25 protein-coding genes are annotated in these 26,427 nt (G+C 48.4%); 22 read left to right on the top strand and 3 right to left on the bottom strand.

Annotation, left to right across the window (positions count from 1 at the left end; translation table 11 throughout):
• Positions 1 to 77 precede the first annotated feature (77 nt).
• From J0B03_RS04795 to J0B03_RS04750, 10 genes are all read left to right on the top strand, one after another.
• Positions 78 to 1,811: an FAD-dependent oxidoreductase gene (locus J0B03_RS04795; RefSeq protein WP_207300723.1), complete on the top strand. Its 1,734-nt coding sequence runs from the start codon at positions 78 to 80 to the stop codon at positions 1,809 to 1,811.
• 135 nt (positions 1,812 to 1,946) lie between these two features.
• On the top strand, positions 1,947 to 2,723 hold the full coding sequence (locus J0B03_RS04790; protein ID WP_207300722.1) for an ABC transporter permease: 777 nt from the start codon (positions 1,947 to 1,949) through the stop codon (positions 2,721 to 2,723).
• A 23-nt stretch (positions 2,724 to 2,746) separates the two neighbouring features.
• Positions 2,747 to 3,787, top strand: coding sequence for a taurine ABC transporter substrate-binding protein (locus J0B03_RS04785; protein ID WP_207300721.1), 1,041 nt, complete (start codon positions 2,747 to 2,749; stop codon positions 3,785 to 3,787).
• 19 nt (positions 3,788 to 3,806) lie between these two features.
• Complete coding sequence (locus tag J0B03_RS04780; protein ID WP_207300720.1) at positions 3,807 to 4,586, top strand: ABC transporter ATP-binding protein; 780 nt, start codon at positions 3,807 to 3,809, stop codon at positions 4,584 to 4,586.
• 144 nt (positions 4,587 to 4,730) lie between these two features.
• Positions 4,731 to 6,122 (top strand): DHA2 family efflux MFS transporter permease subunit, encoded by a 1,392-nt coding sequence (locus J0B03_RS04775; protein WP_207300719.1) that lies wholly within the window; start codon positions 4,731 to 4,733, stop codon positions 6,120 to 6,122.
• Between the two features lie 167 nt (positions 6,123 to 6,289).
• Positions 6,290 to 8,377: a glutamine synthetase III family protein gene (locus tag J0B03_RS04770; RefSeq protein ID WP_207300718.1), complete on the top strand. Its 2,088-nt coding sequence runs from the start codon at positions 6,290 to 6,292 to the stop codon at positions 8,375 to 8,377.
• 115 nt (positions 8,378 to 8,492) lie between these two features.
• Complete coding sequence (locus J0B03_RS04765) at positions 8,493 to 9,194, top strand: ABC transporter ATP-binding protein (protein ID WP_207300717.1); 702 nt, start codon at positions 8,493 to 8,495, stop codon at positions 9,192 to 9,194.
• A complete protein-coding gene (locus J0B03_RS04760; RefSeq protein ID WP_207300716.1) occupies positions 9,188 to 12,646 on the top strand; it encodes an ABC transporter permease in 3,459 nt (1,152 codons plus the stop codon). The genes J0B03_RS04765 and J0B03_RS04760 overlap by 7 nt, the downstream gene beginning before the upstream one ends.
• Before the next feature lie 11 nt (positions 12,647 to 12,657).
• Positions 12,658 to 13,233: a TetR/AcrR family transcriptional regulator gene (locus tag J0B03_RS04755; RefSeq protein WP_207300715.1), complete on the top strand. Its 576-nt coding sequence runs from the start codon at positions 12,658 to 12,660 to the stop codon at positions 13,231 to 13,233.
• Between the two features lie 74 nt (positions 13,234 to 13,307).
• Positions 13,308 to 13,646: a glutaredoxin domain-containing protein gene (locus J0B03_RS04750; RefSeq protein ID WP_207300714.1), complete on the top strand. Its 339-nt coding sequence runs from the start codon at positions 13,308 to 13,310 to the stop codon at positions 13,644 to 13,646.
• Here J0B03_RS04750 and J0B03_RS04745 read toward each other — a convergent pair.
• Positions 13,643 to 14,119, bottom strand: a complete 477-nt coding sequence (locus J0B03_RS04745; RefSeq protein WP_207300713.1) for a GyrI-like domain-containing protein — start codon at positions 14,117 to 14,119, stop codon at positions 13,643 to 13,645. The genes J0B03_RS04750 and J0B03_RS04745 overlap by 4 nt on opposite strands.
• Positions 14,120 to 14,242: 123 nt before the next feature.
• On the opposite strand from J0B03_RS04745, the gene J0B03_RS04740 reads away from it, so the two are divergent.
• From J0B03_RS04740 to J0B03_RS04725, 4 genes are all read left to right on the top strand, one after another.
• Positions 14,243 to 15,271: an agmatine deiminase family protein gene (locus tag J0B03_RS04740; RefSeq protein WP_207300712.1), complete on the top strand. Its 1,029-nt coding sequence runs from the start codon at positions 14,243 to 14,245 to the stop codon at positions 15,269 to 15,271.
• Positions 15,268 to 16,164, top strand: a complete 897-nt coding sequence (aguB, locus tag J0B03_RS04735) for an N-carbamoylputrescine amidase (protein WP_207300711.1) — start codon at positions 15,268 to 15,270, stop codon at positions 16,162 to 16,164. The genes J0B03_RS04740 and aguB overlap by 4 nt, the downstream gene beginning before the upstream one ends.
• Complete coding sequence (locus J0B03_RS04730) at positions 16,139 to 16,429, top strand: DUF503 domain-containing protein (protein ID WP_207300710.1); 291 nt, start codon at positions 16,139 to 16,141, stop codon at positions 16,427 to 16,429. Before aguB ends, J0B03_RS04730 begins: the two co-directional genes overlap by 26 nt.
• Before the next feature lie 89 nt (positions 16,430 to 16,518).
• Positions 16,519 to 17,154, top strand: a complete 636-nt coding sequence (locus J0B03_RS04725) for a cobalamin B12-binding domain-containing protein (RefSeq protein WP_207300709.1) — start codon at positions 16,519 to 16,521, stop codon at positions 17,152 to 17,154.
• On the opposite strand, the gene J0B03_RS04720 is transcribed toward J0B03_RS04725, so the two are convergent.
• Positions 17,151 to 18,062 (bottom strand): LysR family transcriptional regulator, encoded by a 912-nt coding sequence (locus J0B03_RS04720; protein ID WP_207300708.1) that lies wholly within the window; start codon positions 18,060 to 18,062, stop codon positions 17,151 to 17,153. The genes J0B03_RS04725 and J0B03_RS04720 overlap by 4 nt on opposite strands.
• A 239-nt stretch (positions 18,063 to 18,301) precedes the next feature.
• Here J0B03_RS04720 and J0B03_RS04715 point away from each other — a divergent pair, with 239 nt between their 5' ends.
• The 3 genes from J0B03_RS04715 to J0B03_RS04705 all read left to right on the top strand — a co-directional run bounded on the left by J0B03_RS04715 (position 18,302) and on the right by J0B03_RS04705 (position 21,780).
• Positions 18,302 to 19,249, top strand: a complete 948-nt coding sequence (locus J0B03_RS04715) for an AEC family transporter (protein WP_207300707.1) — start codon at positions 18,302 to 18,304, stop codon at positions 19,247 to 19,249.
• A gap of 403 nt (positions 19,250 to 19,652) precedes the next feature.
• Positions 19,653 to 20,477 (top strand): mechanosensitive ion channel family protein, encoded by an 825-nt coding sequence (locus tag J0B03_RS04710; RefSeq protein WP_207300706.1) that lies wholly within the window; start codon positions 19,653 to 19,655, stop codon positions 20,475 to 20,477.
• Positions 20,478 to 20,643: 166 nt separating this feature from the next.
• Entirely contained in the window at positions 20,644 to 21,780 is a 1,137-nt protein-coding gene (locus J0B03_RS04705; protein WP_207300705.1) for an AI-2E family transporter, read from the top strand.
• A 48-nt stretch (positions 21,781 to 21,828) separates the two neighbouring features.
• On the opposite strand, the gene ablB is transcribed toward J0B03_RS04705, so the two are convergent.
• Positions 21,829 to 22,680 (bottom strand): putative beta-lysine N-acetyltransferase, encoded by an 852-nt coding sequence (ablB, locus tag J0B03_RS04700; protein ID WP_207300704.1) that lies wholly within the window; start codon positions 22,678 to 22,680, stop codon positions 21,829 to 21,831.
• A gap of 258 nt (positions 22,681 to 22,938) precedes the next feature.
• Between ablB and J0B03_RS04695 the strand changes: the two genes are divergently transcribed.
• The 5 genes from J0B03_RS04695 to J0B03_RS04675 all read left to right on the top strand — a co-directional run bounded on the left by J0B03_RS04695 (position 22,939) and on the right by J0B03_RS04675 (position 26,425).
• Positions 22,939 to 23,325 (top strand): PadR family transcriptional regulator, encoded by a 387-nt coding sequence (locus J0B03_RS04695; RefSeq protein WP_207300703.1) that lies wholly within the window; start codon positions 22,939 to 22,941, stop codon positions 23,323 to 23,325.
• A gap of 69 nt (positions 23,326 to 23,394) precedes the next feature.
• A complete protein-coding gene (locus J0B03_RS04690) occupies positions 23,395 to 23,880 on the top strand; it encodes a permease (RefSeq protein ID WP_207300702.1) in 486 nt (161 codons plus the stop codon).
• A complete protein-coding gene (locus tag J0B03_RS04685; protein ID WP_207300701.1) occupies positions 23,877 to 24,416 on the top strand; it encodes a permease in 540 nt (179 codons plus the stop codon). The genes J0B03_RS04690 and J0B03_RS04685 overlap by 4 nt, the downstream gene beginning before the upstream one ends.
• A 436-nt stretch (positions 24,417 to 24,852) precedes the next feature.
• A complete protein-coding gene (locus J0B03_RS04680; protein WP_207300700.1) occupies positions 24,853 to 25,650 on the top strand; it encodes an ABC transporter substrate-binding protein in 798 nt (265 codons plus the stop codon).
• A 103-nt stretch (positions 25,651 to 25,753) separates the two neighbouring features.
• On the top strand, positions 25,754 to 26,425 hold the full coding sequence (locus tag J0B03_RS04675) for an amino acid ABC transporter permease (RefSeq protein ID WP_207300699.1): 672 nt from the start codon (positions 25,754 to 25,756) through the stop codon (positions 26,423 to 26,425).
• Positions 26,426 to 26,427 lie beyond the last annotated feature (2 nt).

Here is a 26,427-nt window from a genome sequence, read left to right as displayed (position 1 = left end):
AAATGAACTATACTGAATGTGATACTGTTCGTTAATATACAAACGAATGACAATATAATTTAGAGGAGGATGTTTCCATGGGAAAAAGAGTATTGATTGTTGGCGGAGTCGCCGGCGGCGCATCTGTTGCAGCAAGAGTACGAAGAATCGATGAATCGGCAGAAGTGATCATGTTTGAGCGTGGTCCCAATGTCAGCTTTTCCAACTGCTGTTTGCCGTACCACTTGAGTGGTGCAGTGCCAAACAGCGAAGATCTGGTATTGATGGATCCGGTAGTGTTTAAAAACCAATACAACATCGAAGCAAGAGTGTTGACGGAAGTCGTCAAAATCAATCGGGAAGAAAAAACGATTGATGTAAAAGAATTGGATACAGGCAAAGTATACACGGAGAAATACGACAAGCTGTTCTTGTCTCCGGGAGCAAACCCCATCTTGCCGAAAAGCATCGAAGGCATCGACGGACCCAATGTTTTCGTCGTACGTAACGTCGTTGACATCGACAAATTGAACAAATTTGTCAAGAGCAAAGTCAAAGCCTTGAGCAATATGGATGTAGACATGGCGGAAGTCAATGACGTTGCTGTTATCGGCGGGGGCTTCATCGGCGTGGAAGTTGCGGAAAACTTGAAGGAAGCCGGATTCAACGTGACCTTGGTGGAAGCCATGGATCAAATCATGGCACCTTTTGACTATGACATGGCTCAAATCTTCCACAAGGAAATGATGGATCACGGGGTCAACTTGATCCTCAACGACGGATTGAAAAAAATTGGACCGGAATCCATTGAACTGAACAGCGGAAAAACCGTCAAAGCCCAAGCGGTTGTTATGGCCATCGGCGTTCGTCCGGAAGTCACTCTGGCAGTAGATGCCGGATTGGAATTGGGAGAAACAGGCGGGATCCTGGTGGATCACAACTACCTCACCAACGACAAGGATATTTACGCAGTGGGAGACGCCATTGAAACTTTCCACAAGATTACTCACCAAAAAACCAGATTGCCTTTGGCCGGACCGGCACAACGACAGGCAAGAGCAGCTGCAGACCACATGTATGGAAAGCCTCATAGAAACACAGGCGTCGTCGGTTCTTCCTGCGTCAAGATCTTCAACATGAATGGCGCATCCACTGGATTGACGGCAAAAGCAGCGGAAAAAGCCGGATTCAAATATGACTTTGTGTATGTCATTCCTGGCGACAAAGTCGGTTTGATGCCTGGAGCAAACCCCATGCACTTCAAACTGGTTTACGAAGTACCTACTGGAAAGATCCTGGGAGCCCAAGCCATCGGCAAGGGTAATGTTGACAAGCGCATCGATGTCATCGCCACCATGGTCATGCTGGGTGGAACCCTGGAAGATCTGAAAGAAATGGAACTATGCTACGCTCCTCCATTCGGTACGGCGAAAGACGTGACCAATCATGCGGCCCTGGTAGCCTTGAATCTGCTGAACGGAGACTTCGAGCAGGTGAAAGTGGACGAAGTTCGCGGCCTGGTGGAGAGCAATGCTTTCATCGTCGACGTGCGAGAGAAGAGAGAATTTGAAGCTGGCCACTTGGTCAATGCCGTCAACATCCCTCTCAGCGAGATCCGTGGTAGAATGGACGAGATCCCAAGAGACGTTCCTGTCTACCTCCATTGCCGAAGCAGCCAAAGAAGCTACAATGCATTGATGGCCCTCAACAACAGCGGCTACACCAATGCAAAGAACATTTCCGGTTCGTACCTGGGAATTTGCTACTTTGAATATTTCAATGATCAGACGACAGACAGGGAAAAAATCGTTACCAAGTACAACTTCAACTAAAAAAATGTGCACCTGAAAGATTTTTCAAATCATTTGGAATAGCCTTGTCGTTTTACCAGACAAGGTTATTCTTATAAGAAATTTTATGTTATGATATTATTTAAGATCGATCTTGGAATGGAAAGGCGGGACGGGATGAAAAACAGAACGCGAACGGAGAAAATAATCACGGTTGTCACCTGGACGGTCATATTATTGAGCTGGTATCTGGTGACCCGCTTCAAACTGGTTTCTTCCACCTTGTTTCCTTCTCCCATGAAAGTTTGGGATACCTTCCAATCCATCCTGCAGAATGGATACAATAAAATCAGCATCTGGTCCCATTTGGGGGCCAGCTTTCAGCGGCTGTTTTCCGCCATGGGTCTGGCCATCCTTACCGGCGTGCCTTTGGGCTTGCTCAGCGGATATTTCAGCAAGGTTAGAGCAGTCATCGATTCCGTCGTGGAATTTTATCGACCCTTGCCGCCACTTGCCTATTATACTTTGCTGGTCTTATGGTTGGGGATCGACAATGAATCAAAGATCATGCTGCTGTTCCTCGCAGGGTTTGCACCGATCTATATTGCATGTGTTTCTGCTGTCAACAACATCAAACAGGATTATTTGCTCAGTGCAAGGTCCCTTGGAGCCAGTCAAAAACAGATTTTTTTCAAGATCGTCATGCCGGCCTGTCTTCCGGAGATCCTCATCGGAGTTCGTACCGCCATGGGATTTGCCTACACCACCCTGGTTGCTTCGGAAATGGTGGCCGCAACCTCCGGCATCGGATGGATGGTGCTGGATGCTTCCAACTTTTTGAAAAGCGATGTGATTTTTGTGGGCATCCTCTTTATGGGAGCAACGGGGATCCTCATCGATTCGGGTTTGAAGTATATTGAGAGAAAATTGGTCTTCTGGAGAGGCTATATATAATGAAAAAGGGAGAGGGAAAGTAAATGAAAAAACAATGGAAACGGGGATTTGTGTTGTTGCTGGTGCTTTTGCTTGCATTTTCCATGGTAGGTTGTTCTGGAGACGGAGACGATGAAGCACTGCCGGAAGTGATCAACATCGGTGTCTTGCGGGTTCCCAACGATCAGACATTGGCCATAGCAGAAGGGTTGCTGGACGATCACTTCGGAGAGATGGGAATCGAATGCAAGTACATCATCTTTGATTCCGGCGTGGAGGCCAACCAGGCCCTTGCTTCTGGAAGTATTGATTTTGCCAGCATGGGAAATACCAATGCCATCGTTTCCCTGGCCAGAGACTTGGATGTAGAAATGATCTGGATCCATGAGATCCTGGGAGATATCGAAGCCTTGGCTGTTAAGAACGATTCCGGCATTGAAAAGGTGGAAGATCTGGCAGGAGAGCGAATTGCGACTCCCTTTGCATCCACAGCCCATTATATTTTGCTCAACACCTTGAAATTGGCAGGCATTGAAAACGATGTGGAGCTTTTGGACATGCAAACGGCAGAGATCGTTGCAGCCTGGGAGCGGGGAGACATCAAGGCCGCCTACACCTGGCAGCCATCTCTTGGAGTACTGCTGCAAACCGGGTTTCCCCTGGTGACCAGTCAGGACATGGCGGAGAAAGGTTTCATTACGGCCAACGTCGTCGTCGGTCGAAAAGGCTTTACGGAAAAGTATCCGGAATTGACGGCAGGAATGCTGATGAATCTGGCCAAAGCCGGTGACATTTACCGGGCAGATGCTCAGGAAGGTGCCCGCATCGTGGCGGAGGAACTGGAGATCACACCAGAAGATGCCCTGATGCAAATGCAGGGATCCATTTGGAAGACACCCCAGGAACTGCTGGGAGAAGACTATTTCGGAACCACCGGGAACCCGGGACACTTTGCCGTCATCATGAAGGATACGGCAGATTTCCTGGAGGAACAGGAATCCATAGATCAGGCGCCGGATCAGGAAGCATTCAATACTTACGTCAATCCCAAGTATATCGAGATGGCCGTAGAGATGATGGACTAAAAAAGACAGAGGTATAAATATGAACGAACCGCTTATTCGCATCGAAAATCTATCCTTGGAATACCAGACCCAGGCCGGCCCCGTACTGGCTTTGGCCGACATCAATCTGGAACTGAAAGAGGGAGAATTCGTTTGCCTTCTTGGACCCTCCGGATGTGGAAAAAGTACCCTGCTTAAAATCATTGCCGGGTATTTGGCGCCGACGACGGGGCAATGCCTGATGCAGGGAGAACCCATCAAGGGTCCCGATTGGCATCGGGGCGTGGTTTTTCAGTCGCCTACACTCTATCCTTGGATGAATCTGCGAAAAAATGTGGAGTTCGGACCTCGAATGCGAGGAGTATCGGAAGAAAAGATCCGGGAAGTCAGCGATCATTTTCTGGGGCAGGTCAAGCTGACAGGTTTTGAAGACAAATGGATCTTTGAGCTATCCGGAGGAATGAAGCAGCGGGCGGAACTTGCCAGAGCACTGGCAAATGAACCGGCGGTGATTTTGATGGATGAACCTTTCGGGGCCCTGGATGCCATGACACGGGTGGACATGCAGGGATTGATCCGGGAGATCTGGCAGAAAAACAAGAGCACCATTTTTCTCATCACCCATGATATCGATGAAGCCTTGTCCCTGGGCACCCGAGTCCTGGTCATGAGCGACCGGCCGGGGCGGATCCTCAAGGAGTTTCAAGTGGACTTCACCTACAAGGTGTTCCGACAGGATGCGAGACATCGAAAATACGACGAATCGTATTTTGACGTAAAGGATGAGATCATCGACTTGATCCACTATCAGGACGAATAAGGGAATAGAACACACTCATCTCCCGTGACATCTGGAGATGAGTTGTTTTTTGTAGAAAATTAGATGGAAAACATTTACTTGACTCACGACTTCATGTAGAATATAGAAATTAAGTGTAGTTAAATGGAATTCGGAGGATAACATATGAAACATCAAAATGAAATACCCCAGCACAAGCTACCCATGGTGATCGCATTGATCCTGGGGGCCATCATCGCCATATTGAACACATCTTTGTTGCTGACCGCCATACCTCATATCATGAAGGAGTTGAGCATCAGCGAAAGCACCGCCCAGTGGCTGACCACCGGTTTCATGCTGGTCAACGGGGTCATGATCCCCATCATGGCGTTCTTGATCGAAAAATTCACGACCAGACATCTGTTTTTTGCGGCCATGAGCTTTGTCGCCATTGGTTCTGTTATTGCCATAGTGGCTCATAGTTTTCCCTTGCTCATGTTGGCCCGAGTGATCCAAGCCATGGGAGCCGGTATTTTGATGCCCCTCATGCAGACTGTCCTGATGATCATCTATCCCAAGCATAAACGGGGACAGGTCATGGGAGCTGTAGGAATGGTCATTTCCTTTGCACCGGCCGTAGGTCCCACCATTTCAGGGATCATTGTTGATTTCTTTTCCTGGAAAGCCATCTTTTGGGTGATCCTTATTGTGGCTATTGTGGATTTGGCCTTTGCTTTCTTTACCATTCGGGATGTTACCCAGCAAGCCAATCCGAAAGTGGATATTTTGTCCATGATCCTGTCCACCCTGGGCTTCGGCGGCATTTTGTACGGCGCCAGCATGGCTGGTTCTCTGGGATGGACAAACAGCGTGGTCCTGGGGACCCTGATCGTCGGTTTGTTGAGTTTGGTCTTTTTTTCCAAACGGCAGTTTTCCATGGAACACGCCATGTTGGATCTGCGAGTCTTTAAAAACACCAAATTCACCTTATCAGTGGTCATCACCACCATCATGTTTGGAACTTTGATTGCTTCAGAGGTGTTGTTGCCCATGTTCATGCAAAACACTCTGGGCATGACCGCACTCCAATCCGGTCTTATGATCTTTCCGGGTGCGGCCATCATGGGGGTCATCAGTTTGATCTCCGGAAGGCTTTTCGACATGATCGGGGCCCGATTGATGAGTCTCATCGGCCTTGTCGTTGTAGCCATATCCAGTTTGTTCTTTGCCCGATTGACCATGGAAACGTCCTTTATGTACCTGACCATCGTGTTTGCATTCCGGATGGCAGGCTTGGCGCTGATCACCACCCCCTTGTCCACCTTGGGCTTGAACCAGTTGGAGTACGCGCTGATTCCTCACGGAACGGCAGCTATGAACACGGTCCGGCAAGTTGGCGCATCCATCTCTACGGCCGTATTTGTCAGTATTTTGATGGGAGCCAGCATTTCCAATGGAAGCATTTTCGGTATCAATGTCACATTTGGCGTCATGGCGGCAGTCAGCGTCATCTCCCTGATCATGGGGTTGTTTATTCGGGACGACAAACGGGAGTTGGAGACCAGAGAAGTCTGACGAAAAAAACGATCAAAAAAAGCTTGCGCGGAATAAATATACGTGTTATAATCCAATATCATAAAGAAAAACAAGAAAACAACATATTCATCGGAACAATGGCGTTCTCAACACAGTTGAGAGCGCCTTTTTGCATTTGCAGATCTTAAATGTAGGGAGGAATAAAAATGAACAACACGTCGAGAATTTTTGGTAGCAATGTATTCAGCGAAGTGACCATGAAGGAACGTCTGCCCAAGGACACCTTCAAGAAGTTGAAGAGGACCTTGGACTATGGGGAAGAGTTGACGCCGGCAGTGGCGGAAGTAGTGGCCAACGCCATGAAGGATTGGGCGGTGGAAAAAGGGGCCACTCATTATACCCACTGGTTCCAACCCATGACCGGCAAAACGGCGGAAAAGCATGACAGTTTCATCGAACCCACCGGGGATGGCCGGGTCATTATGGAGTTCTCGGGAAAACAGTTGATCCAGGGGGAACCGGATGCTTCCTCTTTCCCAAACGGAGGGCTGCGGGCAACTTTTGAAGCCAGAGGGTATACGGCCTGGGATGCCACTTCTCCTGCTTTTGTAAAAGACGGGACCTTGTACATCCCCACGGCGTTTTGTGCCTATTCCGGAGAGGCCTTGGACAAGAAGACCCCCTTGCTACGCTCCATGGAAGCCTTGTCTACCCAGGCGGTGCGGATCCTTCGTCTCTTTGGAGACGACAATACCCAAAAGGTCACATCCACAGTAGGACCGGAGCAGGAATACTTCATCGTGGACAAAAAGTTGTACCAGCAGCGAAAAGACCTGATTTTTACCGGAAGGACCCTCTTTGGTGCATTACCGCCGAAAGGCCAGGAGCTGGACGATCATTACTTTGGTTCCATCAAGGATCGGATCTCCAATTTCATGAAAGAATTGGACGAAGAATTATGGAAACTGGGGATCTCTTCCAAAACAAAACACAACGAAGTGGCGCCGGCCCAGCACGAAATGGCCCCCATCTTCACCACCACCAACATTGCCGTGGACCACAACCAACTGGTCATGGATACCCTGATCAAGGTGGCAAATCGACACGATCTGGCTTGCCTTCTTCATGAAAAGCCCTTTGCCGGAGTCAACGGATCCGGGAAACACAACAACTGGTCCATGGGCACGGACAAGATGAACCTGCTGGAACCGGGAGAGACGCCTCATGAAAATGCACAATTCCTGACCTTCCTGGTGGCCGTCATCGCCGCCGTCAACCGATATGCACCTCTCTTGCGACTGGCTGCAGCATCTCCAGGCAACGACCACCGGCTTGGTGCCAATGAAGCACCCCCGGCCATCATCTCCATCTTCCTGGGAGAGCAGTTGACGGACATCATCGAGCAGATCAAGAACGGGGCACTTACTTCTTGTACGGGACATACCTGCATGGACCTTGGGGTGAAGACCCTTCCCAAGTTTGAAAAGGATGTAACGGACCGAAACCGGACGTCTCCCTTCGCCTTTACGGGAAACAAGTTTGAATTCCGTATGCTGGGATCCACCATGTCCATCTCCGGCCCTAACATCGTCTTGAACACTATCGTGGCGGAAGTGCTTTCGGAGATCGCCGACGGCTTGGAAAAGGCGGAAGACTTTCACGGCGAACTCAGCGCCATCATTGAAAAGCTGGTCAAGGAAAACTTTAAGGTCATCTTTGACGGAGACGGCTACGATGAAAGCTGGATCCGTGAGGCGGAAAAACGGGGCCTTCCCAACATCAAAACATCGGTGGAAGCCATTGAAGTGTTCAGTCACGAGAAAAACATGGACGTGTTTATAAAGCATGGCGTATTCTCCAAGGGGGAGATCCTGGCCAGACAAGAGATCATGTTTGAAGAATACGCAAAAACAATCAACATCGAAGCCTTGACCATGATCCAGGTTGCAAAGCGGGAGATCATGCCGGCCGTCATGAACTATGGAGCGGAGCTGGCCCGGGATATCAGCAGCATAGCGTCGATCCTTCCCAGTGCACCGTTGGATGGACAAAAGAAGCAACTGGATCGGATCACCAAAGCCTACGACGCTGCGGTAGTAGGGCTGGAAGCTTTGGAAGAGGCTCTGGCCAAGACCCATGAAGTGAAAGACATCAAAGAAGAGTCCAAAGCTTACAAGTTCGAGGTGTGTCCTGCAATGGAGGTCCTTCGAAAACCTTGCGACGAATTGGAGACCCTGGTATCGGAAGAAGCGTGGCCGTTCCCTACATACGGCGATCTGCTTTTCCGTGTATGAATTGACCGGTGCCGGGCAGGAAACCCCTAAGGGGGTTTCTTTTTTGATTTGTTATTGACTATCGGTCAGTCAGTGATAAAATAAAGCTAGTAGAATGAATGCAGGAGGTGCAGAAATGGCTTTTATACAATTGAAGGACGTGGTCAAAACCTATACCATGGGGGAAGTGGTCATCAAAGCGGTGGACGGCGTCGATTTTGAAATAGAAAAAGGAGATTTTGCCGTAGTATTGGGAGCTTCCGGCGCTGGAAAGACCACGGTGTTGAACTTGCTGGGAGGGATGGATCACTTCGATTCAGGAAGCATCACTGTGGATGGTGCCGATCTGGCCCGGTTCAACGAACGGATGCTGACAGAGTATCGACGGTTCGACATCGGATTTGTCTTCCAGTTTTACAACCTGGTCCAAAACTTGACAGCACGGGAAAATGTGGAGCTGGCCACCCAGATTTCCAAAGATCCCATGAATGTGGACACGGTACTCAACATGGTGGGCTTGCAGGACCGGAAGGACAACTTTCCCTCCCAGCTCTCCGGCGGTGAACAACAACGGGTGGCCATTGCCCGGGCTCTGGCAAAGAATCCCAAGATGCTCCTCTGCGACGAACCTACAGGAGCTCTGGATTATGAAACGGGAAAATCCATCCTCCAGCTCCTCCAGGATACATCGAGGAATCAAGACATGACGGTCATTGTCATAACCCATAACGCCGCCATCGCCCAGATGGCGGATAAAGTGATCAAAATGAAAAGCGGAAAAGTCCGTGACTTTGTGATCAATAAAAATCCGGTGGCTGTGGAAGGGATCGAATGGTGATGAAAAACGGAGCCTTCTGGAAGAACCTGTTTCGGTCCATCCTGCGGGGGAAAGGACGTTTTCTGTCGGTCATGGCCATCATTTTTTTGGGGGTCAGCTTTTTTGCGGGAATCAACGCCACCAAACCGGACATGATCCTCTCTGCCGACGAGTATTTCAAGGACCAGGAGTTGGGAGATTATCGGATCATTTCACCTTTGGGTTTTAAAGAGGAAGACAAAAGATCCATGGAAACCATTGACGACGTGGAACAGGTCCAATATGGGTACTCCAAAGATCTGTTCATGACCATGCCGGGGGGCCAGCTTTCCATCGTCAAGGTCTTGAGCTGGAAAGACCAGGAAGGGAAAAATGGCAAGGAACTGAATATCCCTTATTTGGAGGAAGGTCGGATGCCGGAAAGATCCGGGGAGATCCTTCTGGAAAAAAGCATGTATGGATCGGTGGAGCTGGAATTGGGATCGAAAGTGGAGCTGGTCCTGCCCAAAGAGGAAAGCTGGGAAGACTTTTTCTATACAAAAACCTTTACAGTAGTGGGTTTTGTCCGATCGCCCCTGTATATCACCTTCGAACGGGGCCAGACGAATATTGGGGACGGTTCTCTTGATTCCTTTGCCTACATCATGGAATCCGACTTTGCCATGGAGTTTTACAACGAGGCTTACATTCGTGTAAAAAATGCAGATCAAAAGCAAGCTTATTCCCAGGAGTACAAGGAAGTGGTCCGACGGCCGGAAAATGCCTTGGAAACCCTTGGAGAAACGGCAATGGCCCGGGAGACGGGAGTGTTGCGGCGGGAATTGGAAGAAAACAGAGACATTTTCCTGGCAGAAAAGGAAGACGCTCAAAACCAGTTGGAGGAAGCCAGGGAAGAACTGGAATCCGCCCAGCAGGAGATCGACAACGGCTACCGAAAACTGGAGGAGGAAGAGGCCCGATACAAACAGGAGATCGAAAGCGGTGAAAATCAGCTCAAAGCCTCCCAGGCCCAGCTGGAATATGCCACCATACAGTACATCGACGGGTACACAGAATGGTTGGAAGGTTACAATACCTACCAAGACGGGCGAATGGATTTGATCGAAGCAAAGTTTCAGCTGGATGACGCCGAGATCCGCATCGAAACGGGTCAGGCGGATCTGGACAATGCCAAGACCCAACTGGACGCTTTAGCGGTGACCATCGACGCTCTCAAGGAAGTACGGGATGGTCTGCCGGAGGATTCGGAGCTTCCAACACCGGAAGAATACGAAGCCTTGATGATCGAGATCGAGGCCATCTCTCCTGCGCTGGCACAAGTGCTTCGAGCGACGGATCCAAACACCATCACCGGTATTCGAGACTCCCTCAACGGAGCCATCGCCACCCTGGAAGAAAACTATGAAACAGGAATGGCCCAGTGGGAAGAAGGAAATCGACAGTTGGAAGAGGCCAGAGTGGAATACAGTGCTGGTCTGAAAGCCTATGAACAAGGTGTGGCGGAACTCCAGGAAGGCCGGGAAGAGATCGACTCGGGGAAAGTAGAGCTGGATCAGGCGAAAATGCAGATCGAGGAAGGAAATCTGAAAGTTCGTCAAGGAAAAGAAGAGCTGGAAGAAGCCAAGGCTCAACTGGAAACGTCCATCAATGAGGGGTATCTACAATTGGAGAAAGCCCAGGTTGAATTGGATGATGGTTGGAAGGTCTTCCTGGAAGAAGAAAAAGACGCCCTGGCCCAAATTGCCGATGCGGAAGAAAAGATCAAGGATGCCCAACGCCAGTTGTTGGAACTTCCCAAAGAATGGTTTGTTTTCACCAGGGAAGGAAATCCCGGCTATTCAGGGTATGGAGACGACGCCGACCGAATCGGAGCCGTAGCAAAGATTTTTCCTTTGTTCTTCTTTTTGGTGGCAGCCTTGGTATGCCTGACCACCATGACCAGAATGGTGGACGAAGAGCGGACCCAGATCGGGACACTCAAAGCCCTGGGGTATGGGACAGGAAGGATCTCTTCCAAATACCTGATCTATTCCATGGTGGCCAGCACGGCTGGCGCCGTCTTGGGATTTTCCCTGGGATTTCAGTTGTTTCCCCGGCTCATCATGACGGTGTACGGAGGGATGTACAACATCCCCGTCATGCGCAGTCCCTATCATTTGAATTACGCCTTGCTGTCCCTGGCCATAGCCACATTGACAACAACGGTGGCGGCAGTGGGGGCCAGCTTGTCCACCCTGCGGTCCACACCGGCTACCTTGATGCAGCCGAAAGCGCCTCCACCGGGGAAACGGATCCTTTTGGAGCGGTTTACGCTCTTGTGGGATCGGATGAGTTTCATCCAAAAGGTCACTGCCCGAAATATTTTCCGATATAAAAGACGGTTTCTCATGACCGTCATCGGCATCGCCGGCTGCAGTGCATTGCTGCTCACCGGTTTTGGCATCCGGGATTCCGTCAATGCCATATCCGATGTTCAGTTCGATGAAGTGTTCCTCTACGACGGGGTGGTCGTGGCCGATCCGGACAACGAAAAATTTGAAGGATTTGACCCACTGCTCCAAGATAATCCGGACGTGGAGGAGTACGGTGCCATCCATCTGGAATCCGTTTCCGTCTACTCAGAAAAGGGAGGTCGGGAGTTTGAAGCAAGTCTCTACATCCCAGAAGATCTGGGTCTGTTTCCCCGTTTCTTCGACCTTCATCAACGGATCGGCAAGGAACCCTACGTGCTGGGAACGGATGGGGCCGTCATTACGGAAAAACTGGCGAAATTGCTGGATATCGAAGAAGGAGACGTATTGGAGTACCGGGATACGGACAACCGGGTCTACCAATTCACTGTTGCCGGTTTGGCGGAAAACTACCTGGGACACAACATATTCATGTCTCCGGAATACTTTGATCAGGTGACCCTGAGAAGTCCTGTTTATAATGGGGGGATCTTCAATCGGGCGGAAGGAGTGGCCTTTCAGGAAGGGCCCTTCAAGGAAAAACTTCTCTCCAGGGAAGGGGTGTTGGCAGTATCTCTGACGGATACCTTCCGAAAGGAGTTTTACGATACCATGGGAAGTTTGGATTATGTGGTATTGGTGCTGATCCTGTCCGCCGGTGCCTTGGCCTTTGTGGTGCTTTACAATCTGACTAACATCAACATCACGGAGCGGATCCGGGAGATCGCCACCATCAAGGTATTGGGCTTCCGCAGCAAGGAAGTATCCGCCTATGTTTATCGGGAGAATCTGGTCCTGTCCTTCATTGGCACCGTGGCCGGCTTGGGACTGGGATTTGTCCTTCACAAGTTCGTCATGGATACCATGGAAGTGGACAATATGATGTTCGGAAAGATCATCCATTGGTCCAGTTACCTTTTTTCCATTGCTTTGACCCTGATCTTTGCTGTTTTGGTCAATGTGCTCATGTTTTATAAACTGCGAAACATCGACATGGTGGAATCGCTGAAATCCGTAGAATAGAGGAGAAGGCCATGCGAATCACGAAAGAACCGGAAATACGAAGAATGGAGATCGTTGGAGCAGCCAAAACCCTTTTCGAAGAATTGGGGGTGGAGCGGACCTCCATGGCCAAGATCGCCCAAAAGGCGAAAGTGACCAAAGGGCTGGTCTACTACTACTTTTCTTCCAAGGAAGAATTGGTGGAAGCGGTGGTGGAAGGGCTGGCCATGGAGACGGACCGGATGCTCATGGAGATCCTCGAAGACGAGAAACAGGATTTTTTGGAGAAGCTTTCCAATATTTTAGGCCTTTATTTTGGAGTGATCCGAAAGAACGCCACCTTGATGGCTTTGTCCAACACCAACCCCGGCGTCTTTGAGCTGGTAAAAAACAAATTGGTGGAATCGGCCATTTACCATACCAAAGATTTGATAAGCCAGGGGATGAAGGAAGGAGTCCTTCAGATCGAATATCCGGAATACACCTTGAAGATCCTCATCGGAGGCATTGCAGATCTGTACCAGGAGGGGATGGAGGACCCAAAAGTGATGGCCGTTCTCATCGAACAGGTCCTGTCCCTGCCCAAAGGGACCTTGCAGATCCTTTGAAAAACCCGTTTGAAAGCCCTTGAAAAAGGGGATATATAACCGATAGGAGAATGAAAAGAAAAGAGGTGCTTGTCATGAAAAAAGTCGTGTTGTATACTACGGATACTTGTCCTTATTGCACCCAGGCGAAAGCTTTTTTGCGGGAGGAAGGGATCCACTACCAAGAAAAAAACGCCAGCAAAGATCCGGCGGCCCAACAGGAAATGGCCAGCCGGAACCTTCGAGGCGTTCCGTCTTTTCTTATAGGAGATGAAGTAGTGGTGGGTCTGGACAAGGAGAAGGTCCTCCGTCTGGTGGACCACCGCCTGGGGACCTGCCCCAAATGCCGGAGCAAGCTGCGCCTACCCATTGGTAAAGGGAAGATCAAGGCCACTTGCCCCAAGTGTGGCACGTCCTTTGACTGGAAGGGCTAGATCGGTTCTACAGGAAGGAGGACCTCCGTCAGGAGCTCTTCTTCCTCCACATCCTTGGTGGAGTTCAGATACCGCTCGTAGTTGACTTCGCCGCTTTTGTAACCGGCCTCCTTGAGCCAGTCGTTCAACATGGCGTAAAAAGGGCGCATCTTTCGATAGGGGCCCTTGTAGATGGCTTGCAGATAGGTGCCTGCGGGGATGATGGTGGAAAGAATGTTTTCAAGACCGGGATAGATCTTGTCTGTCGGGATCCCCACTTCCAAATCAAAATTTTTATTTTCGAAATTGGAATAGGCCGTATAGACGACGCCAGTGGGTGTGACTTGAAAATTGGTGCAGTGCTTTTCCAGCTGCTCCGTCAGGGCATCCACCGTAGGATACAGATCCGTGGTGTTGGTGGTGGTGCGAATGCAAAGTACGGGTTGGTCCTCTTGTTTGATCAGTTTCGGTTCCATGGCGTGCTCCTTTCTCATATCTTGCTTCCATTATACAACAAAATGCAAGAATCTGCAGAAAGAGAGAATCTCAGAACCGGAAAGGCAACAAATTTGAAAACCAAAGCAAATTGACTATATCTATGAAAAGGAGCAGCCTTTATGTTTGAAAGAAGAATGCCTGCAGAATGGGAGACCCACGAAAAAACCATCCTGCAATGGCCTGTTGCCGATTCCCTGGTCCATCCGGACAATTACACGGAAGTCTGCGACGGTTATGAAGAAACCATCCGAGCCATCCAAGCTTTTGAGCCGGTGGGATTGATCGTGGACCCCGAGGAAATGGGAGCACTACGAAAACGATTGGGAGAAGACATCGATCTTTACCCCATCCCCCATAACGATGCTTGGGCGCGGGACAGTGTTCCTACTATTATTGTGGACAAAGACGGCAGTCGTCTTGGTGTGGATTGGAAATTCAATGCCTGGGGCGAAAAATACCAACCCTATGATCTGGATGACGCCTTGGGGGAGAAGATTTTGGCTATGACGGATATTGCTCGTGAGCGTCCCGACCTGGTGCTGGAGGGAGGGTCCATCCATTCCGACGGAGAAGGCACCATCCTGACCACCAAGGAATGTCTGCTAAACCCCAATCGAAACCCTGGGATGAGCATGGAAGCCATCGAAGAGGCATTGAAAGATCATCTGGGAGCAAAGAAAGTGATCTGGCTGGAAGAAGGCCTGGATGGAGACGAGACGGACGGGCACATCGACAACATCGCCTGTTTTGCCGCTCCGGGGAAAGTGCTCCTGCAGGTGTGCCGCGACCCGAAGGATCCCAACTACGCCATCACCCGGCGATGTCTGGAAGTATTGGACCGGGAAGTGGATGCCAGGGGCAGAAGGCTGGAAGTGGTGGAGATCGAACAACCTCCTTATGCAACCTACCGGGGCAAACGGGCCACCTTGAGCTATTTGAATTTCTACTTTGTCAACGACGGTCTGATCCTTCCCGTATTTGGCGGAGACGCCGCCCAAACGGACCAAAAGGCGATGGAAGTGTTGAAGGATGCATTTCCCCAGCGTGGGATCGCAACGGTGAACGGGTGGTCCCTGGTGAAAGAAGGCGGAAACGTCCATTGCATCACCCAGCAGATCCCGAAAGCAGCAAAGGAGGAAAGAGCATGAGAAAGGTAAAGGTGGCTGCCACTCAGATGGCGTGCAGCTGGAACATCGACGAAAACATAGAACGCGCAGAGGGATTGATCCGAAAGGCCGTGGGAGAGGGAGCCAACATCGTCCTGATCCAGGAACTCTTTGAAACGCCATATTTTTGCCAGAAAGAAAAGCCGGAGTTCTACAATTTGGCCACGACCTTGGAAGAAAATCCCGCCATCAAGCGGTTTCGGGAGTTGGCCCGGGAGCTGAAAGTGGTGCTGCCGGTCAGTTTCTATGAACAAAAAAACAACGCACTGTACAATACCATGGCCATGGTGGATGCAGATGGATCCCTGTTAGGGACCTACCGGAAGAGTCACATCCCGGACGGTCCCGGATACGAGGAAAAGTACTATTTCAATCCGGGAGATACGGGTTTCAAAGTGTGGGACACAACCTACGGCCGCATTGGCGTCGGCATCTGTTGGGACCAATGGTTTCCGGAAGCGGCCCGCGTCATGGCGCTGAAGGGTGCGGAGATCTTGCTGTATCCCACAGCCATCGGATCGGAACCGGAGAGTCCCCAGGTGGATTCCAAAGACCACTGGCAACGGTGCATGATCGGTCATGCAGCCTGCAATCTGGTGCCCGTGGTGGCCAGCAACCGGATCGGCCGGGAAGAAATGGACGACGGATTTTTAGATTTTTACGGGTCTTCCTTTATCGCCGGCCCTACGGGAGAAATGCTGGCTTCTTGCGACCGGGAATCGGAAGATGTGCTGGTGGTGGAATTTGACCTGGACCAGCTGATGGAGCAACGGTTGGAGTGGGGATTGTTCCGGGACCGAAGGCCGGATCTGTACGGACCCATTTTGACCATGGACGGAGGCGAAGATCATGTTCGTCATGGGATGCGTCTTTAAGCTTCGGATCCTGGAGTCTGGAAGTTTGAAGGAAAAGCGGCGGATCATCAAGGGTTTGATGGAAAAAATCAGAAATAGATACAGGGTTTCCGTGGTGGAAGCCGGAGCCCAGGACCTGTGGGACCAAAGCGAGATCGGATGTGCATTTGGTGCAAATCACGCCCAAGACTTGGAGAATCGCCTGGAGAAGATCCTTCAATTGGTGGAAACGACCCCCCAAGTTGAGATCGTGGAAATGGTGGTCGATACCATAAAATTGGATTAATGCAGTAAAATTGCAATTTCTTGTTGACTTATCACAAGCATTGTGATTAAATTTAAGTATACTTAATGCAAAAATTGGGAGGGTTATAAATGGAATTGAAACGATTGACGCAAGACTTGGGGGATCTTCATGAAGATCAGGTCGTGGCGTTTTTAAAAGAGTTTGTAAAAATGGATCCGACAGGGGACGAAGTGGATGCAGTGATCCAGGCTTGTCAGGAAGGAATGGCCATCGTTGGGGACCGTTTCGAACGAGGAGATTATTTTGTAGGTGATCTGATCTTTGCCGGGGAATTGATGACAGAATCCATGGATCTGCTTAAACCCATCATCAAGAAAAGCAAGCGGGAAAAAATCGGCGTGATGGTCATCGGTACCGTGCAGGGTGACTTGCATGATATTGGTAAAAACATTTACCGGGGAATGGCGGAAGCCGTCGGTTTTGAAGTTCATGATATCGGCATCGACCAGCGGCCGGAGGCCTTTGTAGAAAAGGTTCGGGAAGTCCGACCGGATGTGCTGGGCATGAGCGGAGTATTGACCCTGGCATTGGAAGCCATGAAGCAAACCGTGGATGCGCTGATAGAAGAGGGACTGCGTGATGATCTAAAGATCATCATCGGCGGCAATCCGGTAACAAAAGATGCTTGCGAGTACATTGGCGCCGATGCCTTCACTACCAATGCAACGGAAGGTGTCCGTATTGCTGAAGAGTGGATGCATTAATACCGGTAATGGTTTTCCTGGGTATAGTAAGCACGGATCAACTGAAGCAGTACTTTTAAGGAAGGGGATAAAACCCTTCCTTTTTTTGTTGCAGCAACCAAAGTCCAGGAAGGATTTTCCGGTACAGGTATGGGGCGAATGGATTTTGCAGGATCAAAAAAACCGGCAGGGATCAGTGCCACACCCAAGCCTTTTTCCACCATGTCCAGGGTGGTGTGGATGTTGTGGACCTGGTCATAAGTTTGAGGTCGAAAACCTGATGCGGTGAAAAATTGATTTTCCACTTCTCGGCGAATGGTATCGTCTGGAGCCAGTATAAAGTGTTTGTTTTGGATAAAGGAAAAGAGACCTTCCCTTGTCTGCATCATGGGAAGAATGGAGTCGGGGCATTGGTCGACGGCGCAGGCCAAAAGGAAGGGTTCTTTCTTGATTTCTTCATAGGAGAAGTCCTCTTCCCGCTGGACGATGGTAATGATGGCAAGATCCAAAGCTTCACCCAACAGGCCTGTACGAAGGGTTCGGTATCGCCCGTCGTTGATGTCCAGACGAATGCGGGGATAACGGTCTTTGAACCGAGGGTATACTTCCGCGATCATTTTGCTGCCGATGTTTTGAAAGAGACCAAGGGCGATCCTATTGGTTTCCGGCTGGGAAAAGGATTCCAACTGGGAGTAAAGGGTCCTTTTCAGCTCCAGGATCTGCTTGGCCGTTTCTACATAAAGGATCCCGGCCTGGGTGGGAATGGTGCGCAAACCGTGTCGGTCGAACAAGGGAAGACCCAGCTCTGCCTCCAATTTTTTTAAATGGATACTCAGGGTGGGCTGAGATACAAAACATTTTTTCGCGGCTTTGGAGATGCTGCCTTCGTCGTGTACAGCTACGATGTATTCCAGGTGTTTCAGATCCATGGTCATCCTCCTGCCCATAGTTCAAGACTATAGGGTCATGTATTTTTTGAATGGGCGCAGTGCCTACATTAATAGTATACTATGGGCAACGAAAAAGTCCAACAGGGTCATGCGTTCATCGTAGGAGGAAGTAGCATTGTCGCTAAAAGTTCTCATTAAAGAAATCGGCAAGGAACCTTTCCAGGAATTGGTGATGCGGGTATAATGAATACATGATTTGGAAAGGTGGTGGGAAAAGGATGTTTCAGAATCTGGTGTTCAGTTTGGGAGTGGCCTTACCCATTTTTCTAGTCATTTTGACAGGATATATTTTGCGGCGGGTTGATTTTATTGATCAGGAATTTGTAAAAAAAGCTAATCGCTTGGTCTTTTACATAGCTCTGCCGTTGAAGCTCTTTAATGATGTCCGCAACATGGACATCGAAAAAATCGTGGATCTGCGCTTTTTTACTTTTGTTGCGGCAGCCATCGTTTGCAGTGTTGGTGTTGCATGGCTGATTTCCTACCTCGTAGGGATCCATCCGGACCAGCGGGGTACTTTTATACAAGGATCTTTTCGAGGTAATTTTTTATATGTGGGGTTTTCCCTTATTGAGAACATCTTGGGGAGCCTGGGAGCAAAACCACCTATGGTTTTAGCCTTAACCATCCCCCTGTACAATATTCTTTCACTTGTTATATTTGCCTTTAACAAGCCAGAAGGTACTGGGAAAATCAGTATAGGAAGCAGTATGAAAGACCTGGCAAGTAACCCCATGATCATTGGAATTTCTTTTGGTATATTGGCGGTTTGGCTGAATCCGCCTATACCGGATTTTACCTTGAAAACCATCGACTATGTGCAGTCAATGGCCACTCCATTGGCGTTGCTCTCCATAGGAGCATCGTTTGATTTGCAAAAAGTGGGTCGCAAAATCCGAGCTACGGCTTGGGCAGTAGCGTGTAAATTAGTGATTTTTCCGACCTTGGCCGTGGCTGCTGGATTTATGATGGGGTTTGATGGGGCGGATCTACTGAACATTTACGTCCTATTTGGCGTACCTACTTCAACGGTATCTTTTATTTTCGCAATGACTATGGATGGAGACGGAGAGTTGGCCTCCAGCATCATCATGACCACAACCTTGTTTTCTGTTTTTTCTACTACATTATTCATTTTTGGACTTAAGACCTTGGGGATTCTTTGATCCAAGGTCAACCGATGGAATTGTATTTGAATTGTCCTAGGGGCAATAGTATAATGGAAAGGAACTGGCTTTTGATTTTTGTAAGTTGGCGCAGGTGTTATATTTGAATGGGTTATGGGAAGGTGCTGTAATATGCACCCAAAATAATATTGGTTCGGGGAGAATTCTTTCGGGGCAGCGAAGGAATTCTTTCTTGTTTTAAATTTTAGGTGGTGGGAAGCAATGGTGATGTTATTTCCTGGTTCGATTGGAGCAGGTACATGCGTTGAGTTCTTGTATTGATTCTAGTATACTGTTAGAAAGTATGACGGTTAAAGGAAGGAAAACTAAAAAATTCTTCAGGCCGTGCAGGATGCCGTGATACGCGTACAACAAGCATTAGATTTAGGATAGGAGGAAATGTATGGATTGGAATTTTATTTGGGAACAGGTCACTGCATTTAGCGGGAAACTGCCGCTGGCGCTGGTCGTTCTCGTTGCGGGATGGATCCTCATCAAATTTTTGATGCGTTTTTTGAAAAAGGCTTTTGAGGCAAAAAATGTGGATGTTTCCCTTCGACCATTTTTGTTGTCATTGATCAAAGTGACCTTGCTGGTGATGTTGGGGATCAGCATCGCATCCATGCTGGGTGCTCAGATGACATCCTTTATAGCCATATTGGGTTCTGCGGGTTTGGCTGTTGGTCTGGCACTGCAGGGTAGCTTGTCCAACTTTGCCGGCGGTGTTTTGATCTTGCTGCTGAAACCCTATAAGGTGGGAGATTATATCGATGCAGCCGGGTATTCCGGAACCGTTGAGGAGATCCAGATGTTTTATACGATCTTGATCACCCCGGACAATAAAAAAATCATTGTACCCAATAGCAACATGTCCAATAGCGGAACGGTGAACTACTCTGCAAAACCCACCAGAAGGGTGGATCTGGTCTTTGGTGTTGGTTACGATGATGACATCTCAAAGGTTAAAAGTTTACTTCAGGAGATCGCCGATAAGGATCCCCTGGTACTGGACGAGCCGGAACCCATGATCGTATTGGGACAGCACGATGCCAGTTCTGTCAATTTTTATTACAGGGTCTGGTGCAATGCGGCAGATTATTGGACCATATATTTTGACACCATGGAAAAAGTGAAGCTGGCATTTGATGAACATGATATTGGGATCCCGTATCCCCAAATGGACGTTCATTTGGACGGCATTCCCGAATTCTGGAGTGAAAAAAAATGATGCAGCACCAACGGATTGCTCTGGTGGCGGATTTACCGCTTCCAGGGCTTTTTTGCAAATAGGGTTGATCGGAATTTCTTTCTGTTTACCATGTGCACGGCATTACGGTATAATGTAACAAGGAACACAAACAAGAGGCATTAAGATAGTTCGAAAGGAGAAGGCTTTGGACAAGACGAAATTCAAACAGTATTTCTTGATCATCACTTATGGCATCGTGCTTTATGTCGCCTTGACCAACTTGGAGGTGGTATCCGCCATACTTGAAAAGCTTCATCGGATCACCCGGCCGTTGATTTTCGGGTTTGTGATCGCCTATTTGCTCAATATTCCATACAAGGGCTTTCGAAAACGAATCTTTTATCCTATGGAAAAGAAAGGAGCTACCGGCAAGAAGGTGGCTGCAGGTTTGTCCATTCTATCCACCTACCTCTTGGTGATCGTAACGGGCGGGGTATTGGTTCGATTCATCATCCCCCAGTTGGTGGGAAGTATCACCCAGCTTATCGAAAACATTCCCAACTATATTGTCACGGTGGAAGGTTGGGCCAATTATCTGGATGAAACATTTGGTCTTCAGGAAATGATCGACTGGTACGACAGCGACCTGCTGCAAAATTTAAATGCGACATTGAACCAGGCGGTGACCCGATGGATCCCCATCATCGGAAATTACTTGCTGGGACTTACTTCTGGTTTGTACAACTGGATCATTGGCTTGATCATTTCCGTTTATTTTCTCTATGGAAAAGATGTGCTGCTGGAACAAATGGTACGACTTTCCGAGGCCGTTTGTCCTCGACGGTTTTTCGGAAAATTCATGGAGATCGCCCGTCGGACCAATCATGTTTTCAACCGATTCATCACGGGAAACGTCATCGATTCCAGCATCATTGCACTCATCTGCTTCATATCCATGAATTTGATGAACATGCCTTACGTTTTACTGGTCACTGTCATCATCGGATTGACCAACCTGATCCCCATCGTGGGGCCTTTTATCGGAGCCGTGCCTGCGATTTTCATCATCATGATCGTAGATCCCATCAAAGCCTTGATGTTCTTTTTCTTCATCATTGCTCTCCAGCAGTTGGACGGCAATGTCATCAAACCCAAGGTGTTGGGCAATACAGTTGGTCTACCTGGTTTGTGGGTCTTGGTGTCCATCATTCTTGGCGCCGGGTTATACGGCATCGTCGGGATGCTCATGGGTGTTCCAACATTTGCTTTGCTGTATTCCCTCTTTGGAGAATGGATCGATCATCGCTTGGAGCGGGGAGAAGATTCGATTTGTGAAAAGTAGATATTGAAAGAGCCAGGGATAGTGGTAGAAAAAAGTTAAGTGCAGCAATCAAGTTGATTGCTGCACTTTTTTATGCCATACATTCATGCTCTCCACTCTTCCGGATATTTGGGTGTTGTTGATCAGGGTTCCGGTGAATTCGTAATCGGATTTGGCAAATATGGTGTTGACTCCCAAGGAGGTGGATCTTGTGATGGTATAGAGGGTTTCGTACCCTTTGTTTTTCATGTCTTCTTCCATCCTGTACAACAATCGCGTTGCCAGTGATTCACCCTGATGATCCGAATCTGTGGCAAAATCCGTCAATTCGCCGGTGCGGTTGATTGGATCCTGATCCACACTGGCAAGGGCGACAGGAATGTCGTCTTTGAATATACCATAATATCGGGTGTCTTCAACCATGGTTTCTTTCAGGTAGGATGCTCGGTCTATGGGGAATGGATAAGTAGCAAAAACCTTTTTGTAGAGTTGGGCCATGGATTTTGCATCGTCTTTGGTACATGGACGAAGTTCCATATTCGGATCCAATGGGTCGAGAGAGCAATTTTTGCTGCCTTCTTTGCTTAGAGCCGTTTGAAGAACTTCGTCCACTACAGCTTTGGAGCGGTCTCTAGCCCGGCGATGATCGTAATATTTTGCCATGAAGAGGCAGTCTTCCATGTTGTCAAAGTAGGAAGGGACTTCTGCTTCTTTGACGAATCCAGATTCCAGAAAAAAGCCTTCAGCGGTTGCAGGGACTTTAGCAACAATTTTTCCGTATTGTCTTTTTAATGCCAGATCTTCCAAATCTCGAATAAAACCGGCATCTTCTTCAGGATCCAGCCGCATTAGATAGAGTCGATCGCTTTCCTTTCCATGTTGTATCAGACTTTTTGAAAACGTGGTGATGGTGTCTTTCATTGAATGCACTTCCTTCGTATCGATAATATTCAGTAAAAAAAAGATCACACTGACTCTATAAAGATGGAGTTGGTGTGCCTTATATCTGATTCACTGTTTCAAATGGAATTCGTGGCATATTGTATCATAGCAAGAAAAGTCTGTCAAAAAAGCGAAGGGTATATTGACAGACGGAATAGATGCATGTAAACTATATTCATGACAACTATATACGAAGTGCACATAGATAAAAATTATCCAGGAAAGAAGGTTTTATAAGTGGACCATGACAAAACGTTTCATTGTCCCGGGAAAGACCATAGAATGGGAATGTTTTTGGAAGCAAGCTTGCTGCTGTTGTTGAAAAAGCAGTGCGCACATGGGTATGGTTTGATGGAGCAGTTGGAACAGCTGGGATTTGACACGAACGAACTCAATGCCAGCACCTTGTACCGAACCTTGCGAAAAATGGAAAAGAGCGGTCTGGTCATCTCCAAGTGGGAAGAGGGAGAGGGAGGACCCAATCGACGGGTCTACGAGATCACCCCGCAGGGAGTATCGGACTTGAATGAATGGCATATGGTTTTTCAGGAAAGGAAAAAGCGGATCCAACGATTTTTAGAAGTATACGAAAAGAACTGCGGTCTGGATGACGAGGCAGAATAACCGGTAGGATCTTGTGTTGATTTGTTAGATGAAGTTGAAAAAGGATAAGGGATAACAAGGAGGAGAAGAATGCAAACAGCAATGTTTTATTTATTGGCGATCGGATTGCTGATTTTGTCCTATAGCAAGGATAAAATGAAGACGAAAAAAAGTGTGATGAAGGCGGTAAAGTCCATCGAGAATATGATGCCCCAATTTATTGGGATCATTATATTGGTTGGGGTCATGTTGGCCGTCATTGATCCCCAAACCATCAGCAGGTTTATCGGCAGCGGATCCGGTTGGTTGGGTGTTGCACTGGCTGCCATTGTTGGGGGGATCACCCTCATTCCAGGATTTATCGCATTTCCAACAGCGGCCCTGTTGCTGCATGGAGGGGCCGGATACATGCAGGTGGGGGCCTTCGTATCCAGCCTGATGATGGTGGGCGTTGTGACCGTCCCATTGGAGACTAAATTTTTCGGGAAAAAGGTTACTTTCAAAAGAAATATCTTGGCATTTTTATATGCTTTTGTAGTGGCATTTATTATTGGAAAGGTGATGGGAGAGATATGAAGAACTTTTTAAAGAGATATCGGTTCACGTTGGTCATGGTGCTTGTCACCATCGGACTGTACCTATTTTCCCCAACTACTGGAGAAAAGGCGTTGGACACCATCGGGTATAGTTTCAAGGAACTGCTTTCGGTCCTTCCGCCCATATTCATCCTGCTGGGGTTGTTGGATGTATGGGTCCCCAAAGAAACCATGATGAAATATATGGGGGAAGGCAGTGGTTTAAAGGGTGTCCTTATATCCATTTTTATTGGATCTGCGGCAGCCGGTCCTCTGTACGGAGCATTTCCCCTGGCAGGCGTATTTATGAAAAAAGGGGTAAAATTCACCAACGTTTTGATTTTTATCGGAGCTTGGTCCACCACCAAGATCCCCATGTTTCTATTTGAGTTGACGGCATTGGGAACGAGGTTTGCCGTCACCCGCCTGATTGCCAGCATGGTGGGTATCTTTATCATCGCGCATCTGGTGGACAAAAGCACCAGCAAAGAGGAAGTGGACCAGATCTACGCAACGGCCGTGAAGATGAACAGCTGATAATTGCGCATAGTTGACGAAAAAAACAAGAAGTGTTATAATGCAAAAGGTAAGTTATTATAAAAGAATAGCCCAAACAACTGGTGAAGTAAGCAGGATCAGTAATTGATGTTTGAGTCCGTTCACGTGTCTGACGGCGTGGGGATCGATAAAAGCATCCGAACCAAAGGGGAACAAATGAAAATCCTGTGGAAAAATCGTCGTTGTAGAACTGGGGCCTGGTTAGGATCAAAAGGTCATAACCCATACTACCCACCGCAAATGCGACAGGTGGTGTGAAGTGAACTGATGTTGGATGATTCAGGGAAGCTTATGCACTCTAACTCTATATTTATAGAGTTGGAGTGTTTTTTATTTGCTTGCCGTGTCTATTTTGGCCAAAAGCCATGCAATAGAAGTGTATGAACTGAATAAAATGACAATAGGGGGAAAAGAAATGACAAAGAAAATTGGAATCATGCTGTTGGTCGTATTGTTGAGTCTTGCCATGTTGGTGGGATGTTCCGGTGGGGATGAAGACCAAACCACTTATGAACGGATCTTGGAGGAAGGGGAAATGAGCTTCGCCATGACGGGTGCTTATCCGCCTTTCAACTTTATCGATGACAATGGAGATCTTGCAGGATTCGACATCGACATCGCCAACGCCATTGCAGAGAAACTGGGAGTCACTGCCGTTCCCATCACGACGGAGTGGGACGGCATCGTTGGAGGTCTTACTGGAAATCGATTTGACATGATCATCGGTTCCATGGCCATAACACCGGACCGATTGGAACAAGTGAACTTCACGGATCCGTATTATTATGATGGAGCACAATTCTTTGCGCCGGTCGATTCCGGGTTGACCAGCATTGAAGACCTGGTCGATGGAAAGGTAGGTGTCGTGACGGGGACCACCTTCCATGAAGCATTGCAGGACATGGACAATATTGAAGAAATTCTTCAATTCTCCAGTGATGTGGACAATTTTATGAGTGCGGAACAAGGTCGTTCCGATGGATTGGTCACCGGTATATTTGTGGGACTTCAGGCACCCAAGGAATACGGAGTGGAGATTGAGCCAGTAGGCGATATGCTATACAGTGAAGATATCGCCATTGCCATTCGAAAAGAAGACACGGATCTTCTGGAAGCGGTAAATGGAGCATTGGCGGAGATCATTGAAGATGGGACCTATGCACAGATCAGTGAGAAATGGTTTGATGTCAATTTGTTGGAGATCCAATACTAAAAAGCAACTAGAAAGCTTTGTTTCCCCGCATCGACATTGGTCGGTGCGGGGAAAAATAAGCTTGAAATCGAAAAAAATGAGATAGATTTGAAAAGGAGAAGTTATGGATCCAATCATTGATTTTTTTAAAACGGTCGTAGAATTCACGCCTAAATTCATACCAGGCGTGATCACCACCCTGCAATTGGCATTCTTGTCCATTCTGCTGGGTACAGTCATCGGTTTGCTTGTGGCGGTATTGAAGTTGGCCAAGAAGAAGCCGCTGACATTTCTTATGAACATATACATCACCATAATTCGAGGGACACCATTGCTGCTGCAGCTGTGGTTCATCTTTTACGGACTGCCTGGAATGGGCATCGAGATCGACCGGTTCCCATCGGCCGTCATCGGATTGGCCCTTCACAACGGAGCTTACATCAGTGAAATATTTCGAGGGGCCATTGAATCGATCCACTTTGGTCAGCGGGAGGCTGCCAGATCTCTTGGTATGACCAGGGTACAGGCTTTGAGACGAGTGGTTTTGCCCCAGGCCTTTCGACGTTCCATTCCGGCCTTGGGAAATCAATTCATCATAGCCGTGAAAGATTCGTCACTGGCCAGTGTCATCACCATTACAGAGACCATGTTGCTGGCACGTCAATACGTTGCAGCCACCTTTGATGTATTTCCCATCTTCTTTGTGGCAGGATCCTATTACCTGATCATTACCATGGGTCTGGCCAACCTGCTGCAGCGACTGGAAACGAAATTGAAAGTAGGTGTTCGAGGATGAGC

This window comes from Alkalibacter rhizosphaerae (assembly GCF_017352215.1).
Taxonomy (GTDB): Bacteria; Bacillota; Clostridia; order Eubacteriales; family Alkalibacteraceae; genus Alkalibacter; species Alkalibacter rhizosphaerae.
This window is presented reverse-complemented; position numbering and strand designations above follow the sequence as displayed.